Genomic DNA, 15,081 nt, shown 5'->3' with positions numbered 1-15,081 from the left:
GGCGCGTGATGGCAGGCCGATGGATCGAAGAGTGGGACCCCGAGGACGAGACCTTCTGGCGGACCAAGGGGGAGCGGGTCGCACGGCGCAACCTCGCCTTCTCCGTGCTCAGTGAGCACATCGGGTTCTCCATCTGGAGCCTGTGGTCCGTGATGGTCCTCTTCATGGGGCCCGAGTACGGGGTCGACCCCGCCGGTAAGTTCTTCCTCATCGCCACGGCGACACTCGTCGGCGCGGTGATCCGGGTGCCGTACACGTTCGCCGTCGCCAAATTCGGCGGCCGGAACTGGACGATCTTCAGCGCCCTGTTGCTCCTCCTCCCCACCGCCGCGGCGTACCTGGTGATGGAGCCGGGCACCTCGTACACGACGTTCCTCGCCGTCGCCGCCCTTACGGGTGTCGGCGGGGGCAACTTCGCCTCCTCGATGACGAACATCAACGCCTTCTTCCCGTTGCGCAAGAAGGGCTGGGCGCTCGGCCTCAACGCGGGCGGCGGCAACATCGGCGTTCCGGTCATCCAGCTGGTCGCGCTGCTGATCATCGGGACGGCCGGCGCGGCCCACCCGCGGCTGGTGCTCGGCATCTACCTGCCGCTGATCGTCGTCGCCGCGCTGTGCGCCGCGCTGTGGATGGACAACCTGGCCCCGGTGAAGAACGACACCGGCGCGGCGATCGACGCGGCCAAGGACGGCCACACCTGGATCATGGCCTTCCTCTACGTCGGCACCTTCGGCTCGTTCATCGGCTACAGCTTCGCCTTCGGCCTCGTGCTGCAGACCCAGTTCGGCCGCACTCCGCTCCAGGCGGCCTCCCTCACCTTCATCGGCCCGCTGCTCGGCTCCCTGATCCGGCCGCTGGGTGGTGCGCTCGCCGACCGCTTCGGCGGGGCCCGCATCACGCTGTGGAACTTCGTGGGCATGGCCGGCGCGACCGCCGTGGTCATCGCCGCCTCGGTGCAGGAGTCCCTCGCCGTCTTCCTCGTCGGATTCATCTCCCTGTTCGTGCTCAGCGGCCTCGGCAACGGCTCGACGTACAAGATGATTCCCGGCATCTTCCAGAACAAGGCGCTCGCCAAGGGCATGACCGGGGAGACCGCGGCCGCCTACGGGCGCCGGCTCTCCGGAGCCTCGATGGGACTCATCGGCGCGGTCGGCGCCGTCGGCGGGCTGGCCATCAACCTCGCCTTCCGGCAGTCGTTCCAGACCGCGGGCACCGGAACCGCCGCCTTCGTCTCCTTCCTCGCCTTCTACGCGGTCTGCTCGATCGTCACCTGGGCGGTATACCTTCGCCGGCCCGTGGTGGTGCCGGTCCGCGAGGGGCAGACGGGGACGGAGGCCGAAGCGGGCGCCGAACCGGACTACGCCCGGGTCTGAGCGAGCGGAGTACGTAACGACGGTGAAATATGAGCGAACCGGGCCTGTCACGCACCTTTGACAGGCTCGGTCGCCCATTCACCGTTCAATGGCACCGGCCATCAGGGCACTCCAGTGGGGACGACCGAGATGCACGACCAAGGCCAACCGCACGGCCCCCTCGCGGGCTTCACCGTCGGCGTGACCGCCGCCAGGCGGGCCGACGAGCTCGGCGCGCTGCTCCAGCGGCGGGGCGCCGCCGTCCTGCACGCCCCCGCGCTGCGCATCGTTCCGCTCGCCGACGACACGGAGCTCCTCGCCGCCACCAAGGAACTGATCGACCACACGCCCGACGTGGTCGTCGCCACCACCGCCATCGGCTTCCGCGGCTGGGTGGAGGCGGCCGACGGATGGGGGCTGGGGGAGCAGCTGCTGGGCCGGCTGCGCGGCGCCGAGCTGCTGGCCCGCGGCCCCAAGGTCAAGGGCGCCATACGCGCGGCGGGTCTCACCGAGGAGTGGTCGCCGGCCTCCGAGTCCATGGCGGAGGTACTGGACAGGCTGCTCGGCGAGGGAGTGGCGGGCCGCCGGGTCGCGCTCCAGCTGCACGGTGAGCCGCTGCCCGGCTTCGTCGAATCGCTGCGCGCTGCCGGCGCGGACGTCGTCCTCGTACCCGTCTACCGCTGGATGCCGCCGGAGGACCTCGCCCCGCTCGACCGGCTGCTGGACGCTGCCGTCTCCCGCGGCCTGGACGCCGTCTCCTTCACCAGCGCCCCGGCCGCAGCGTCGCTCCTGAACCGTGCGGAGTCCCGCGGTCTGCTGACCGACCTCCTGGCCGCCCTGGACCACGACGTCCTCGCGGCCTGCGTCGGGCCGGTCACGGCAGTGCCGCTGCAGGCGGCCGGCGTCCCGACGGTGCAGCCGGAGCGGTTCCGACTCGGCCCGCTGGTGCAGCTGCTCGGTGTCGAGCTGCCCGCCCGCGCCCGTACGTTCCCGGTCGCGGGCCGCCGTCTCGAGATCCGTGGCCACGCCGTCCTCGTCGACGACGAACTGCGCCCGGTGCCGCCCGCCGGTATGGCCCTGCTGAGGGCCCTGTCGGAACGGCCGGGCTGGGTCGTCGCCCGCTCCGACCTGCTGCGCGCCCTGCCGGGCGCCGGCCGGGACGAGCATGCGGTGGAGACGGCCATGGCCCGGCTGCGCACGGCACTGGGCACCCCCAAGATCATTCAGACCGTCGTCAAACGCGGCTACCGGCTGGCCCTGGACCCGGCGTCCGACGCCAAGTACGCCGACGCCTGACCCGCCTGGTCCGGGCGTGCCGTGCCCGGCAGCGACGTGGCACGCCACAGGCACAGCAGGGCCGCCGTGGTGAGCACGGTGCGCACCGTGTTCCAGAGCACCCACGGGTCCTCGAAGTCCTCCCGTACGGCGGCGGGGTCGGCGATGGCGTCCGGGGCGCCCGCGGCGGCGAGTTCGTTGTTGAGCGGCACGTTCGCCGCGGATGTCACCACGAACACCAGGACGTAGAGGACAAGCGCGGCGGTCACCCAACGGCCCCTGGGCGTACGGCGTTGCTGCCACGCCGAGACGGCCGAGAGGACGAGCGCGCCGAAGAGCGCGGCGAAGAAGGCCGGATTCTCGATCACCTCGTTGATGTTCTGCATGACCTCGACGTAGGTCCGGTCGTCGCTGCGGCCGAGCGCCGGCATCACCGAGACCGTGAACGCGAACCAGACGCCCGCGATGAGCCCGGTCGTCACGGTGGCCGCCGCGAGGACCGCTCCTGCACCCTTGTTCTGTGTCATGGGACCAGTCAACCGGCCTGTCCTCGTACGGGACATGGGTGAGCGTCGCATTCCCATGTCCATGCGTCCACGTCTCGATGAGGGCTTCCGGGCACACCTTCGGGCAGGCACTCTGGTGGGGACACCCGACGGTGATCCCGAGGCGGTGACAGGCGCATGACAGCGGTGGGCGCGGGTCCGTACCCGTCCCAATGGCGATTCGACTCCGGGCGCGTCTGCCTGGACCTGGTGGCGACGGCGCAGGATCCGGACCGCCGGGCCGGCGGCGCCGAACCGCTCGCGGACACCGGGAGACTGGCGCGCTGGCTCGTCGGCGCCGGCCTTGTCCCCGCCGGGACGCCGCTGCCCGGGGTCGACGGCACCTGGGTGGCACGTTTCGTCGAACTGCGTGACTGCATAGACCGGTTGGTGCGCACCGGTCCGGATGAAGGCAGCGCGGACGACGCCCTTCAGCTCCTCAACGCCTGTGCACGGAACGCGCCTCCGGGCGTCAGGGCCGTCAAGGACGGCAAAGGCACGCTGGTACGGGCGCTGTGCGCCGCCCCGGAGTGCGCGGCCCTGCTCGCTCTCGTCGCCCGCGACGCGGTGGAGCTCCTCACCGATCCCGTCGCCCGCTCGCGGCTGCGGCAGTGCGAGGGCGACAACTGCCGCCGCGTCTATCTGGACACCTCACGGGGCAGGCGGCGCCGCTGGTGCTCGAGCGAAGTGTGCGGAAACCGCGAGCGGGTGGCGAGACACCGCAGGAAGGCCTCCGTCAAAGAATCTTGAAATTTCTTCGGCCGGCGTTGAGTGAACCTCCGGCTGTCCCCGTAGTGAAGAGGGACAAGCAGCCAGCCGTGAAAAACAGGGTCTCGACCGGGAGGTTCAGGTGCGCAAGGATGCCGCCGTGGCCGATGACCGTCCGCAACGGGCCCGCCATCGCAGTGAGAAGCCACGTATCGACACCTCTGTGCCCGACGAGGAGTTGATGCGTGCCCTCTACCGCGAACACGCAGGACCGTTGCTCGCCTATGTACTGCGCCTCGTCGCCGGCGACCGCCAGCGCGCCGAGGACGTCGTACAGGAGACGCTCATCCGTGCCTGGAAGAACGCCGGCCAGCTCAACCGGGCGACCGGCTCTGTCCGACCCTGGCTGGTGACGGTCGCCCGGCGCATCGTCATCGACGGTCACCGAAGCCGGCAGGCCCGGCCGCAGGAGGTCGACCCGTCGCCGCTGGAGGTCATGCCCGCGGAGGACGAGATCGACAAGGCGTTGTGGCTGATGACGCTCTCGGATGCACTCGATGATTTGACGCCCGCCCACAGGGAAGTTCTTGTCGAGACGTATTTCAAGGGGCGTACGGTCAATGAAGCGGCCGAAACGCTCGGCATACCCAGCGGGACCGTGCGGTCCCGTGTGTTCTACGCGCTCCGTTCCATGAAGCTCGCTCTTGAGGAGAGGGGGGTCTCGGCATGACCATGTACGAGCAGGAGTCCGTACACGACGCGGTGGGCGCATATGTGCTCGGCGTGCTCGACGAAGCGGACGCCTCCGCCTTCGAGGCGCATCTGGCGGGATGCGACATCTGTGCCGCCCACCTCGAGGAGTTCTCGGGGATGGAGCCGATGCTCGCGATGCTGGCGGAGGCGCCCGCCCCCGCACCGCCGCAGAGCAACGTCTACAGCCTGCCCGGGATGCCGGGCATGTCCGACTTCCCGCCACCCCGTGCCGTCCCCGTGGTGCCCACCTCCCCGAGCCCCAAGGTCCTCGACGGGCTGCTCAACGAGGTCGCCGTCAAGCGCGCCCACAAGCGCCGGCGCGGCATGTACCTGCTCGCGGCGGCCGCGGCGCTGATCATCGGCGGCCCCGCAGTCGCCGTGGTCGTCACCGCCGACGACACCGGCAGCACCGTGGCGGGCGCCGACCCGCACCCCACCAGCCCGGCCGAGGACGCCTTCTTCAACCACATGGAGGAGAAGGTCCGGGCCACCGACGCGACGACCAAGGTCAGCGCCGTCGTCGGCATGGAGAAGAAGGGCTGGGGCACCCACGCCGTCCTGGAGCTGAAGAACGTCAAGGGTCCCCTGAAGTGCAACCTCATCGCCGTCTCCAAGACGGGTGAGGAGGAGGTCGTCACCTCCTGGGCCGTGCCGAAGTGGGGCTACGGAATCCCCGACAGCCCTCACAAGGACGCCAAGAACCCTCTGTACGTCCACGGCGGCTCCGCGATGGACCCGGGCGAAATCGACCACTTCGAGGTCCGCACGTTCGACGGGCAACGGCTGGTCGAGGTCGACGCCTAGCCGGCGGCCGTCCCACCGTCGGCCGGGGAGCTGTGCGGCCCCGGCCGTATCCGCATGTCCACGTCCCCCGGGCACCCCAGCGGCCTTCCGCGTCGCTTCGGCGTTTCCCGCCTTCCACGGGCCGCCGCCTCTCGTGAGCCTTCGCGCCCGCCCCCCACGGCCGGGGCAGGTGCAATAACCTGCCCACTTGCCGTACGGTTGACGGCTGCCCAGTGCACGTCAGAAGGGGGCCTCGGTGGCCGCGCAGGATGCCGCTGTCGAATCCGTGGTCGGCTCCGCCGCCGACACGGTGAGAGACCGTGAGATCGGTGTCGAACAGGAACATCTCGACCAGGTGTACCGGCGACTCGAGGAGAAGATCCACGAGGCCGAGTTCCTGATGAACGACGCTGCCAAGCGAGGACAGGTCGGCACCCCCGGCGCCCTCGCCGAGCGGGACGCCCAGGTCTTCCGGGCCGGCGTCCACCTCAACCGCCTCAACAACGAATTCGAGGACTTCCTCTTCGGCCGGATCGACCTGCTCCACGGCAAGGACGGCCAGAGGGGCCCCGACGGCGCCTTCACCTCCGTCGAACCGGCGGACGACGCCGTACGCCCCGACAACACGGCCGAGATCGGCGAGACCCTGCACATCGGCCGGATCGGCGTGCTCGACTCCGACTACGCCCCGCTCGTGATCGACTGGCGCGCCCCGGCCGCGGCACCCTTCTACCGCTCCACCCCGGTCGATCCCGGCCGCGTCGTGCGCCGCCGGGTCATCCGCTCCAAGGGCCGCAAGGTCCTCGGCGTCGAGGACGACCTGATGCGCCCGGAACTGACCGCCACGCTGAACGGCCAGGCACTGCCCGTCGTCGGCGACGGCGCCCTGATGGCGGCGCTCGGCCAGGCCCGCAGCCACACCATGCGGGACATCGTCGCCTCCATCCAGGCCGAGCAGGACCTGGTCATCCGCGCCCCCGCCGCGTCCGTGACATACGTGGAGGGCGGCCCCGGCACCGGCAAGACGGCGGTGGCGCTCCACCGGGCCGCGTACCTGCTCTACCAGGACCGTCGCCGCTACGCCGGCGGCATCCTCATCGTCTCCCCGACGCCGCTGCTCGTCTCCTACACCGAGGGCGTGCTGCCGTCCCTGGGCGAGGAGGGCCAGGTCGCGATCCGCGCCGTCGGCTCCCTGGTCGACGGCGCTGAGGCGACGGTGTACGACGAACCGGCCGTCGCCCGCATCAAGGGCTCCTCCCGGATGCTGAAGGTGCTGCGCAACGCCGCGCGAGGGGCGCTCGAGACGCCGGACGCCGCACCGCGCAACGGACAGTTCGCCCTGGGCGAGGAGCCGGCCGCCGCGCCGGGCACTCCCTCGCGGCTGCGCGTCGTGGCCTTCGGTCGGCGGCTCGAGCTGGAGGCCGACGAGCTCCGCCGCATTCGCCACAACGTGCTCGGCGGAAGTGCTCCCGTCAACCTGCTGCGCCCGCGGGCCAGACGGCTGCTCCTCGACGCGCTGTACGCCAGGTCGGGCGCCGCAGGCCGCCACCCGGGCGACCCGGAGCTGGCCGCCGAGCTGCGGTCCTCCTTCGACGAGGACGTGACCGGCGAGGACAGCTTCATCGCGTTCCTGGACGCCTGGTGGCCCGAACTGACCCCACGCGCGGTGCTCGCCGCGATGGGCGACGAGCGCCGCCTCGGCCGCTGGGCACGCCGGGTGCTCAACCCCGGCGAGGTGCGCAAGCTGGCCCGCTCCCTGCGCCGCGATGCCCTGTCCGTGCACGACGTGGCACTTCTCGACGAGCTGAGCACCCTGCTCGGCACGCCCGCCCGTCCCCGTAAGCGGCGCGAGCTCGACCCTCTGGACCAGCTCACCGGGCTGGAGGAGCTGATGCCGCAGCGCGAGGAGACGCAGCGCGAGCGGGCCGAGCGGCTGGCGGCCGAGCGCACCGAGTACGCGCATGTCATCGTCGACGAGGCGCAGGACCTCACGCCCATGCAGTGGCGGATGGTCGGCCGCCGCGGCCGGCACGCCACCTGGACGGTCGTCGGCGACCCGGCCCAGTCGTCCTGGTCATCGCCGGAAGAGGCGGCAGAGGCACGTGACGAGGCGCTGGGCAGCCGCCCGCGCCGCCGCTTCGAGCTGACCGTGAACTACCGCAACCCGGCCGAGATCGCCGAGCTGGCCGCCACGGTGCTCCGCCTGGCGATGCCGGGTATGCGCTCGCCCTCCGCCGTCCGCTCCACAGGAGTGCGGCCGCGCTTCGCGGTCGTACCGGACGGCGGCGAGCTCGCCATGTCCGTACGGGCGGAGGCGGAGCGGTTGCTGGAGCAGGTGGAGGGCACCGTCGGCGTCGTCGTCGCCATGAACCGCCGGGAGCAGGCCGCCCGCTGGCTGGCCGGCCTGGGGGAGCGGGTCGTGGCCCTCGGCTCCTTGGAGGCGAAGGGTCTGGAGTACGACGCGACGGTCGTGGTCTCCCCGGCGGAGATCGCCGACGAGAGCCCGGCCGGTCTGCGGGTGCTGTACGTGGCGCTCACCCGGGCCACGCAGCAGCTCACGGTTATCTCCGGCCGCCGTGACCGGCCGGACGCGCAGGGCGTGCCGGAGCTGCTGCGGGACTGAGCGGGCGTCCCGCCGGCCGCGGGCTCGCGCGGCACATGGCGCGGGAGCCTCCGGCGGACCGGGCCGGGCCCCGTCCGGGTGCTCCGGGCGGGTGCCGGCGGGCTCTTTCACGGTGCTCCCGCGGGTGCCGCCCGGCGCTGTCCCGGCCGTTGCCGAAGTCGGTCCGCGATGCGGGAATCACTTCCCGGGGCGGTGCGTTAGCCTGGTTACGGCACCGGCTCGATCCAAGCCCCCGGGCCCAACCTTCGTCCCTTAGAGGGACCACTTGCCGCGAGGCGAGCATGGCGGGTCGGTGCCACCTGATTGCGCGGAGAAGGCCCGCGTCACCTCGACTGGTGACGCGGGCCTCTTCAGTTTCCGGACGCTTTCTCGTATGGTGGAAAACAATTTCCGAAAACAATATGACCGCATTACCCGCTACCGGCGGGTAGGTGTCACCATCTTCACAGCGCTGCCGGGCCTCAGGTGCGGTACCGCACAGCAATGAAGCTAGGGAAAGCAGAGGAACCCGGTCATGGCAACGGCGCCCAGCGTCTCGTACTCGATGACGGTCCGACTGGAGGTGCCCGCGAGCGGAACCGCGGTCTCCCAGCTCACCACGGCCGTGGAGTCCTCCGGTGGTTCCGTAACCGGCCTCGACGTGACCGCGTCCGGCCACGAGAAGCTGCGGATCGACGTCACGATCGCCGCCAGCTCCACCGCGCACGCCGACGAGATCGTCGAGGGCCTGCGCGGCATCGAGGGCGTCGTCCTCGGCAAGGTCTCCGACCGTACGTTCCTGATGCACCTCGGCGGCAAGATCGAGATGGCGTCCAAGCACCCCATCCGCAACCGTGACGACCTGTCGATGATCTACACCCCGGGTGTGGCGCGGGTCTGCATGGCGATCGCCGAGAACCCCGACGACGCCCGCCGCCTGACCATCAAGCGCAACTCCGTTGCAGTGGTGACCGACGGCTCCGCCGTGCTGGGCCTCGGCAACATCGGCCCCAAGGCCGCGCTGCCGGTCATGGAGGGCAAGGCGGCCCTCTTCAAGCGCTTCGCCGGCATCGACGCCTGGCCGCTGTGCCTGGACACCCAGGACACCGACGCCATCGTCGAGATCGTCAAGGCGATCGCCCCCGGCTTCGCGGGCATCAACCTCGAGGACATCTCCGCGCCGCGCTGCTTCGAGATCGAGGCACGGCTGCGCGAGGCCCTCGACATCCCCGTCTTCCACGACGACCAGCACGGCACGGCGATCGTCGTCCTCGCCTCCCTGACCAACGCGCTGCGCGTGGTGGGCAAGGGGATCGGCGATGTGCGTGTGGTCATGTCCGGCGCCGGTGCGGCCGGTACCGCCATCCTCAAACTCCTCATCGCGGCCGGCGTCAAGCACGCCGTCGTCGCCGACATCCACGGTGTCGTGCACGCGGGCCGCGCCGACCTGGTGGACGCCACCCCCGACTCGCCGCTGCGGTGGATCGCCGACAACACCAACCCCGAGGGTGTCACCGGCACCCTCAAGGAGTCGGTCGTCGGAGCCGACGTCTTCATCGGCGTCTCCGCGCCCAACGTGCTGGGCGCGGACGACGTCGCGGCCATGGCCGATGACGCGATCGTGTTCGCGCTCGCGAACCCCGACCCCGAGGTCGACCCCGCAATCGCCCGGCAGACGGCGGCAGTTGTTGCCACCGGCCGCTCGGACTTCCCCAACCAGATCAACAACGTGCTGGTCTTCCCCGGCGTGTTCCGCGGCCTGCTGGACGCCCAGTCCCGCACCGTCAACACCGAGATGATGCTCGCGGCCGCGGCCGCCCTCGCGGACGTCGTCACGGAGGACGAACTCAACCCGAACTACATCATCCCCTCGGTCTTCAACGACAAGGTCGCCGGAGCCGTCGCGGGCGCCGTCCGGGACGCCGCGAAGGCCGCAGGCCCGACTGTGACAGGCCCCACGTCCCACTGACATACGGCGCGTCGCGGGTCGCGGGGTTGCAAACCCCCCTTTAGGGTGGCGGATCAGGGAGCACGCGGCCCCGGCACGCCCGCTCCGACGAGTCTCCAGGGAGTCGACGGAACGTCACCACGATGAGGCAGTGGTGGCCTTCGTGTGACTCCGGAGGGTGCCGGATTGGCTTTCCCGCCGCTGGTGGGGGCAGGATGCTTCCCCGAGGACCTGCGTCCTGGGGGAAGTCCCGCGGGCGCGGAGGGGTCTGACAGCAGACCCGGGTCCGGGGACTGTCCGAGGGCCCTGGCAGCATCGGCTTCGATCCACGCCTCACAGGCAAGAAGAACACGGGAGTAACAAAATGAACCGCAGTGAGCTGGTGGCCGCGCTGGCCGACCGCGCCGAGGTGACCCGCAAGGACGCCGACGCCGTTCTGGCCGCTCTCGCCGAGACCGTCGGCGAGGTCGTCGCCAAGGGCGACGAGAAGGTCACCATCCCCGGCTTCCTGACCTTCGAGCGCACCCACCGTGCCGCTCGCACCGCCCGGAACCCGCAGACCGGCGACCCGATCCAGATCCCGGCCGGCTACAGCGTGAAGGTCTCCGCGGGCTCGAAGCTCAAGGAAGCCGCCAAGGGCAAGTAAGGCCTTCGGCAGCAGAAGGGCGGCCACCCCGTGCGGGGTGGCCGCCCTTCTGTGTGTGCGGAGCGCGTGGGCGCCCGCGGCGGGCGGTGTTCCCCACCCCACCCCGCCCCTTCCCGAACCGGGCTCGGCCCGGACCCGGTACCGCGCTTCGCGCGGTGCCCTGAAACCGGGCTTTCGCTTCGCGAAATCAGCCTCACTGGGGGCGCCTCCCACGGTCACCGGGCCGGGGGGAGTTCGAGGCGCGGGGTCCAGGGGCGGCGCCCCGGGTTCCGGGAAGGGGCCGGGGGGAAACGGCCCCGCACGTGGCACAGGCGGCCGCAGACGGCGACGGCCCCCGCGGATGCGCTCCGTGGGGGCCGTCGGCGTCGTAGGGGCCGTCAGACGATCGGGCCCCCGGGCAGCTCCACCTTCGCGCCGAGCTTTTCCAGCTTCTCCATGAAGTTCTCGTAGCCGCGGTTGATCAGGTCGATCCCGTGCACGCGGCTCGTGCCCTGCGCGGCCAGTGCCGCGATCAGGTACGAGAAGCCGCCGCGCAGGTCGGGGATGACCAGGTCCGCGCCCTGGAGCTTGGTCGGGCCGGAGACGACCGCGGAGTGCAGGAAGTTGCGCTGGCCGAAGCGGCAGTGCGAGCCGCCGAGGCACTCGCGGTACAGCTGGATGTGCGCGCCCATCTGGTTCAGCGCGGACGTGAAGCCGAGCCGGGACTCGTACACCGTCTCGTGGACGATGGAGAGCCCGGTCGCCTGCGTGAGGGCGACGACCAGCGGCTGCTGCCAGTCGGTCTGGAAGCCGGGGTGGACGTCCGTCTCGAGCGCGATGGACTTGAGCCGGCCGCCGGGGTGCCAGAAGCGGATGCCCTCGTCGTCGATCTCGAAGGCGCCACCGACCTTCCGGTAGGTGTTGAGGAACGTCATCATCGAGCGCTGCTGCGCGCCGCGTACGTAGATGTCGCCCTCGGTGGCCAGTGCCGCCGACGCCCAGGACGCCGCCTCGAGGCGGTCCGGGAGGGCACGGTGGGTGTAGCCGCCGAGCTTGTCGACACCGGTGATACGGATCGTCCGGTCGGTGTCCATGGAGATGATCGCGCCCATCTTCTGCAGTACGCAGATGAGGTCCTCGATCTCCGGTTCCACCGCGGCGTTGGTCAGTTCGGTGACGCCCTCGGCGAGCACGGCCGTGAGCAGCACCTGCTCGGTCGAGCCGACCGACGGGTACGGCAGACGGATCTTCGTGCCGCGCAGCCGCTGCGGAGCCTCGAGGTACTGCCCGTCCGCGCGCTTCTCGATCGTCGCGCCGAACTGGCGCAGCACGTCGAAGTGGAAGTCGATGGGCCGGCCGCCGATGTCGCAGCCGCCGAGGCCGGGGATGAAGGCGTGGCCGAGGCGGTGCAGCAGAGGTCCGCAGAAGAGGATCGGAATGCGCGACGAGCCGGCGTGGGCATCGATGTCGGCGACGTTCGCGCTCTCGACGTACGTCGGGTCGAGGACGAGCTCGCCCGGCTCCTCACCGGGGCGGACCGTCACCCCGTGCAGCTGCAGCAGCCCGCGTACGACTCTGACGTCACGGATGTCCGGCACGTTGCGCAGCCGGCTCGGTTCGCTGCCGAGCAGGGCCGCGACCATCGCCTTGGGCACGAGGTTCTTCGCGCCGCGGACGCGGATCTCGCCCTCGAGCGGGGTTCCGCCGTGGACAAGCAGTACATCGTCAGTGCCGGTCATGAATCTCGCGTTCCGGAAGTGGTCCCCCAGGCGGAGCCAGGAGGAGGATCGGACGGGGGGCCAGAGGAAAGGGTAAGGGGGGAGAGCCCCTTAGTTGTAAGCCCTCGGACCGTTCTCGGCCGTAATGAATCGGGCACAACACGCTCTGTCCGCCGGGCCTCGCGCACGGTCACCTTCCCACCCTCCGGACGACTGTCGGGGGCTCCGCCGTCTGAGCTGCGCCCATCGCCCGGGCGGCGGCGAGTGAGCCGCTCGGGCTCCGCGAAGGGGAAAGATGCGGGATCATGTCTGGCATGACCGAGGTGTCCTCGCTCACAGGACGGCTGCTCGTCGCCGCGCCCGCCCTGGCGGACCCCAACTTCGACCGGGCGGTGGTCCTGCTGCTCGATCATGACGACGAGGGTTCCCTCGGCGTGATTCTCAACAGACCCACCCCGGTGGTCGTGGAGGACATCCTGGAGTCGTGGGCGGCGCTGGCGGGTGAACCGGGAGTCGTCTTCCAGGGCGGCCCCGTCGCCCTGGACTCGGCCCTCGGCGTCGCCGTGATCCCCGGCGACGAAGGCCCCCTCGGATGGCGTCGGGTGTACGGCGCGATCGGCCTCGTCGACCTGGAGGCTCCCCCCGAACTGCTCGGTGGCGCCCTCGGCTCCCTGCGGATCTTCGCCGGATACGCGGGATGGGGTCCGGGCCAGCTGGAGGACGAGTTGCAGGACGGCGCCTGGTACGTCGTCGAGTCCGAGCCGGGGGACGTGTCCTCGCCCCGGCCGGAGAGCCTGTGGCGCTCGGTGCTGCGGCGCCAGCGCAACGAGCTGGCCATGTTCGCCACGTATCCGGACGACCCGAGCATGAACTGACCCGGCCGGGGCAAGGGGCGGGGCCTTGCTCCCGTAGAGGGCGCGCGATGAGTACCCTTGGAGCCCATGAGCACTCTTGAGCCCGAGCGCGGGACAGGCGCGGGGACCCTCGTAGAGCCGACACCCCAGGTGTCGCACGGCGACGGCGACCACGAGCGCTTCGCCCATTACGTCCAGAAGGACAAGATCATGGCGAGCGCCCTCGACGGCACTCCCGTGGTGGCACTGTGCGGGAAGGTCTGGGTGCCGGGGCGTGACCCCAAGAAGTACCCGGTCTGCCCCATGTGCAAGGAGATCTACGAGTCCATGGGCGCCGGTGGCGACAAGGACAAGAGCGGCAGCGGCAAGGACAAGAAGTAGGTCCTCCGCCCCAGCCTGCACAACGGCCCCCGGGACGCGCTTCGGCGCGTCCCGGGGGCCGTTTGCGTGCGGTGCGCCGTTGCACAGGGTGCTTTTGCCGGTCACAGAGTGGTTGAGACCTCTTGCGCCCCTCTTGTAGGGCCGTTCAAGCGGGCCTAGCCTCCTGCGTGTTGTGCAGGACGAAATATGCGTTGCGTATGCTGCAACGCCCGCTTCGTAGGGATCACGCATGAAGCTCGTCTCCAGAGTCGCCGCCACCGCCGCGGCACTCGCACTGGCCGGCGTCACCGCCACCGCCTGTGCCCCGCAGACCTCCGGCAACAGCGCCCAGCAGGACGACAAGAGCGGCACGCTGCGGGTCTGGCTGTTCCAGGAGGTCAACAACAAGCCCAAGGAGCAGGTCGTCGACGCCGCGGTCACCGCGTTCGAGAAGGCGCACAAGGACGCCGAGGTCGAGGTCGAGTACATACCGGTCGAGACCCGCGCCCAGAGGATCAAGGCGGCGTTCAACGACCCGAAGAGCGCGCCCGATCTGATCGAGTACGGCAACACCGACACCGCCGGCTACGTCAAGGACGGCGGACTCGCCGACATCACCGCCGAGTTCGGCGCCTGGGACGAGGCCAAGGACACCGACCCCACGGCCAGGCAGTCCGTCACGGTCGACGGCAAGGTCTACGGAGCGCCTCTCTTCGTCGGCGTCCGCGCGCTCTACTACCGCACCGACGTCTTCGAGGACCTCGGCATCGCGGTGCCCAGGACCCAGGACGAGCTCATCGCCACCGCGAAGAAGATCCACAAGGAGAAGCCGGACCTCTACGGCCTCGCCGTGGGCGGCGCCTACACCTACGGCGCGATGCCGTTCATCTGGGCCCACGGCGGCGAACTGGCACAGGAGAACGGCGGCTCCTACGAGTCCGCCATCGACAGCCCGGCCGCACAGAAGGGCATCAAGGCGTACACGTCCCTCTTCGGCGACGACAACTGCCCGGCCGCCAAGTGCGCCGCCATGGGCGGCAACGCCGTCGTCACCGCTTTCGCCGCCGGCAACGCGGCCATGGCGATCGGTGGCGACTTCAGCCACCAGGCCGTCGAGGCCGGCGCGGTCAAGGGCAAGTACGCGGTCGTACCGCTGCCGGGGCTGAAGGCCGGTGAGATCGCCCCGGCGTTCGCGGGCGGCAACAACATCGGCGTCCTCAAGAGCAGTTCGCACCGCACCCTGGCGGTGGACCTGATGAAGCGGCTCGCGGGCAAGGAGTCCCAGGGCAAGCTCTTCGACGCGATGGGTTTCCTGCCCACGTACACCGACGTGCGCGCCGAGGCGGCGAAGAAGCAGCCGTTCGTCGAGCCCTTCATCCGGACGCTCGGCGCCGGCGCCAAGTTCGTCCCCGCCTCGCCCGCCTGGGGCCGGATCGACGCCTCGCTCGTCCTGCCGACCATGTTCCAGGAGATCGTCAGCCACAAGAAGGACGTGGCAGAGGCCTCGAGCGACGCCGCGGAGAAGATGGACGCCGCGTTCACCGACGCGGGCTGAGGC

Annotated in this window: 13 protein-coding genes; 11 read left to right on the top strand and 2 right to left on the bottom strand. The window is 70.6% G+C overall.

Annotated features, from left to right (window positions below; translation table 11 throughout):
- The first annotated feature begins 8 nt into the window (after positions 1-8).
- Together MDN94_RS03620 and MDN94_RS03615 are read left to right on the top strand one after the other, a co-directional pair.
- Positions 9-1,373 (top strand): nitrate/nitrite transporter, encoded by a 1,365-nt coding sequence (locus tag MDN94_RS03620; RefSeq protein ID WP_482724532.1) that lies wholly within the window; start codon positions 9-11, stop codon positions 1,371-1,373.
- Positions 1,374-1,502: 129 nt separating this feature from the next.
- On the top strand, positions 1,503-2,648 hold the full coding sequence (locus tag MDN94_RS03615; protein ID WP_482724531.1) for a uroporphyrinogen-III synthase: 1,146 nt from the start codon (positions 1,503-1,505) through the stop codon (positions 2,646-2,648).
- On the opposite strand, the gene MDN94_RS03610 is transcribed toward MDN94_RS03615, so the two are convergent.
- Complete coding sequence (locus MDN94_RS03610; RefSeq protein ID WP_482724530.1) at positions 2,597-3,154, bottom strand: anthrone oxygenase family protein; 558 nt, start codon at positions 3,152-3,154, stop codon at positions 2,597-2,599. The two genes, MDN94_RS03615 and MDN94_RS03610, sit on opposite strands and share 52 nt — an antisense overlap.
- 156 nt (positions 3,155-3,310) lie before the next feature.
- Here MDN94_RS03610 and MDN94_RS03605 point away from each other — a divergent pair, with 156 nt between their 5' ends.
- The 6 genes from MDN94_RS03605 (at position 3,311) to MDN94_RS03580 (ending at position 10,612) form a co-directional block, all read left to right on the top strand.
- The gene (locus MDN94_RS03605) at positions 3,311-3,922 is read left to right on the top strand and encodes a CGNR zinc finger domain-containing protein (RefSeq protein ID WP_482724529.1); all 612 of its coding nucleotides are present in this window, start codon (positions 3,311-3,313) and stop codon (positions 3,920-3,922) included.
- 100 nt (positions 3,923-4,022) lie between these two features.
- Positions 4,023-4,610, top strand: a complete 588-nt coding sequence (locus tag MDN94_RS03600) for a sigma-70 family RNA polymerase sigma factor (protein ID WP_005316925.1) — start codon at positions 4,023-4,025, stop codon at positions 4,608-4,610.
- Positions 4,607-5,437: an anti-sigma factor family protein gene (locus MDN94_RS03595; protein WP_482724528.1), complete on the top strand. Its 831-nt coding sequence runs from the start codon at positions 4,607-4,609 to the stop codon at positions 5,435-5,437. Before MDN94_RS03600 ends, MDN94_RS03595 begins: the two co-directional genes overlap by 4 nt.
- Positions 5,438-5,672: 235 nt before the next feature.
- The gene (locus MDN94_RS03590; RefSeq protein ID WP_482724527.1) at positions 5,673-8,039 is read left to right on the top strand and encodes a HelD family protein; all 2,367 of its coding nucleotides are present in this window, start codon (positions 5,673-5,675) and stop codon (positions 8,037-8,039) included.
- A 514-nt stretch (positions 8,040-8,553) separates the two neighbouring features.
- Positions 8,554-9,987, top strand: coding sequence for an NAD-dependent malic enzyme (locus MDN94_RS03585; RefSeq protein WP_482724526.1), 1,434 nt, complete (start codon positions 8,554-8,556; stop codon positions 9,985-9,987).
- A gap of 343 nt (positions 9,988-10,330) precedes the next feature.
- Positions 10,331-10,612: an HU family DNA-binding protein gene (locus MDN94_RS03580; RefSeq protein WP_004571953.1), complete on the top strand. Its 282-nt coding sequence runs from the start codon at positions 10,331-10,333 to the stop codon at positions 10,610-10,612.
- A 377-nt stretch (positions 10,613-10,989) separates the two neighbouring features.
- On the opposite strand, the gene murA is transcribed toward MDN94_RS03580, so the two are convergent.
- Positions 10,990-12,330, bottom strand: coding sequence for a UDP-N-acetylglucosamine 1-carboxyvinyltransferase (murA, locus tag MDN94_RS03575; protein ID WP_053557247.1), 1,341 nt, complete (start codon positions 12,328-12,330; stop codon positions 10,990-10,992).
- A gap of 293 nt (positions 12,331-12,623) precedes the next feature.
- Between murA and MDN94_RS03570 the strand changes: the two genes are divergently transcribed.
- From MDN94_RS03570 to MDN94_RS03560, 3 genes are all read left to right on the top strand, one after another.
- Positions 12,624-13,184 (top strand): YqgE/AlgH family protein, encoded by a 561-nt coding sequence (locus MDN94_RS03570; RefSeq protein ID WP_037774528.1) that lies wholly within the window; start codon positions 12,624-12,626, stop codon positions 13,182-13,184.
- A gap of 66 nt (positions 13,185-13,250) precedes the next feature.
- Complete coding sequence (locus MDN94_RS03565) at positions 13,251-13,544, top strand: DUF3039 domain-containing protein (RefSeq protein WP_482724525.1); 294 nt, start codon at positions 13,251-13,253, stop codon at positions 13,542-13,544.
- Positions 13,545-13,773: 229 nt separating this feature from the next.
- Positions 13,774-15,078, top strand: a complete 1,305-nt coding sequence (locus tag MDN94_RS03560) for an extracellular solute-binding protein (protein ID WP_482724524.1) — start codon at positions 13,774-13,776, stop codon at positions 15,076-15,078.
- Positions 15,079-15,081 lie beyond the last annotated feature (3 nt).

It is taken from the genome of Streptomyces sp. WAC00040 (assembly GCF_056835925.1).
The sequence above is the reverse complement of the archived record's forward strand: the minus strand, read 5'-3'. Positions and strand labels throughout refer to the sequence as shown.

Excerpts from the sequence above, each read along its gene's own strand:
- MDN94_RS03620 (WP_482724532.1), top strand. The coding sequence starts at position 9 with ATGGCAGGCCGATGGATCGAAGAGTGGGACCCCGAGGACGAGACCTTC.
- MDN94_RS03615 (WP_482724531.1), top strand. The coding sequence starts at position 1,503 with ATGCACGACCAAGGCCAACCGCACGGCCCCCTCGCGGGCTTCACCGTC.
- MDN94_RS03610 (WP_482724530.1), bottom strand. The coding sequence starts at position 3,154 with ATGACACAGAACAAGGGTGCAGGAGCGGTCCTCGCGGCGGCCACCGTG.
- MDN94_RS03605 (WP_482724529.1), top strand. The coding sequence starts at position 3,311 with ATGACAGCGGTGGGCGCGGGTCCGTACCCGTCCCAATGGCGATTCGAC.
- MDN94_RS03595 (WP_482724528.1), top strand. The coding sequence starts at position 4,607 with ATGACCATGTACGAGCAGGAGTCCGTACACGACGCGGTGGGCGCATAT.
- MDN94_RS03585 (WP_482724526.1), top strand. The coding sequence starts at position 8,554 with ATGGCAACGGCGCCCAGCGTCTCGTACTCGATGACGGTCCGACTGGAG.
- MDN94_RS03580 (WP_004571953.1), top strand. The coding sequence starts at position 10,331 with ATGAACCGCAGTGAGCTGGTGGCCGCGCTGGCCGACCGCGCCGAGGTG.
- murA (WP_053557247.1), bottom strand. The coding sequence starts at position 12,330 with ATGACCGGCACTGACGATGTACTGCTTGTCCACGGCGGAACCCCGCTC.
- MDN94_RS03570 (WP_037774528.1), top strand. The coding sequence starts at position 12,624 with ATGACCGAGGTGTCCTCGCTCACAGGACGGCTGCTCGTCGCCGCGCCC.
- MDN94_RS03565 (WP_482724525.1), top strand. The coding sequence starts at position 13,251 with ATGAGCACTCTTGAGCCCGAGCGCGGGACAGGCGCGGGGACCCTCGTA.
- MDN94_RS03560 (WP_482724524.1), top strand. The coding sequence starts at position 13,774 with ATGAAGCTCGTCTCCAGAGTCGCCGCCACCGCCGCGGCACTCGCACTG.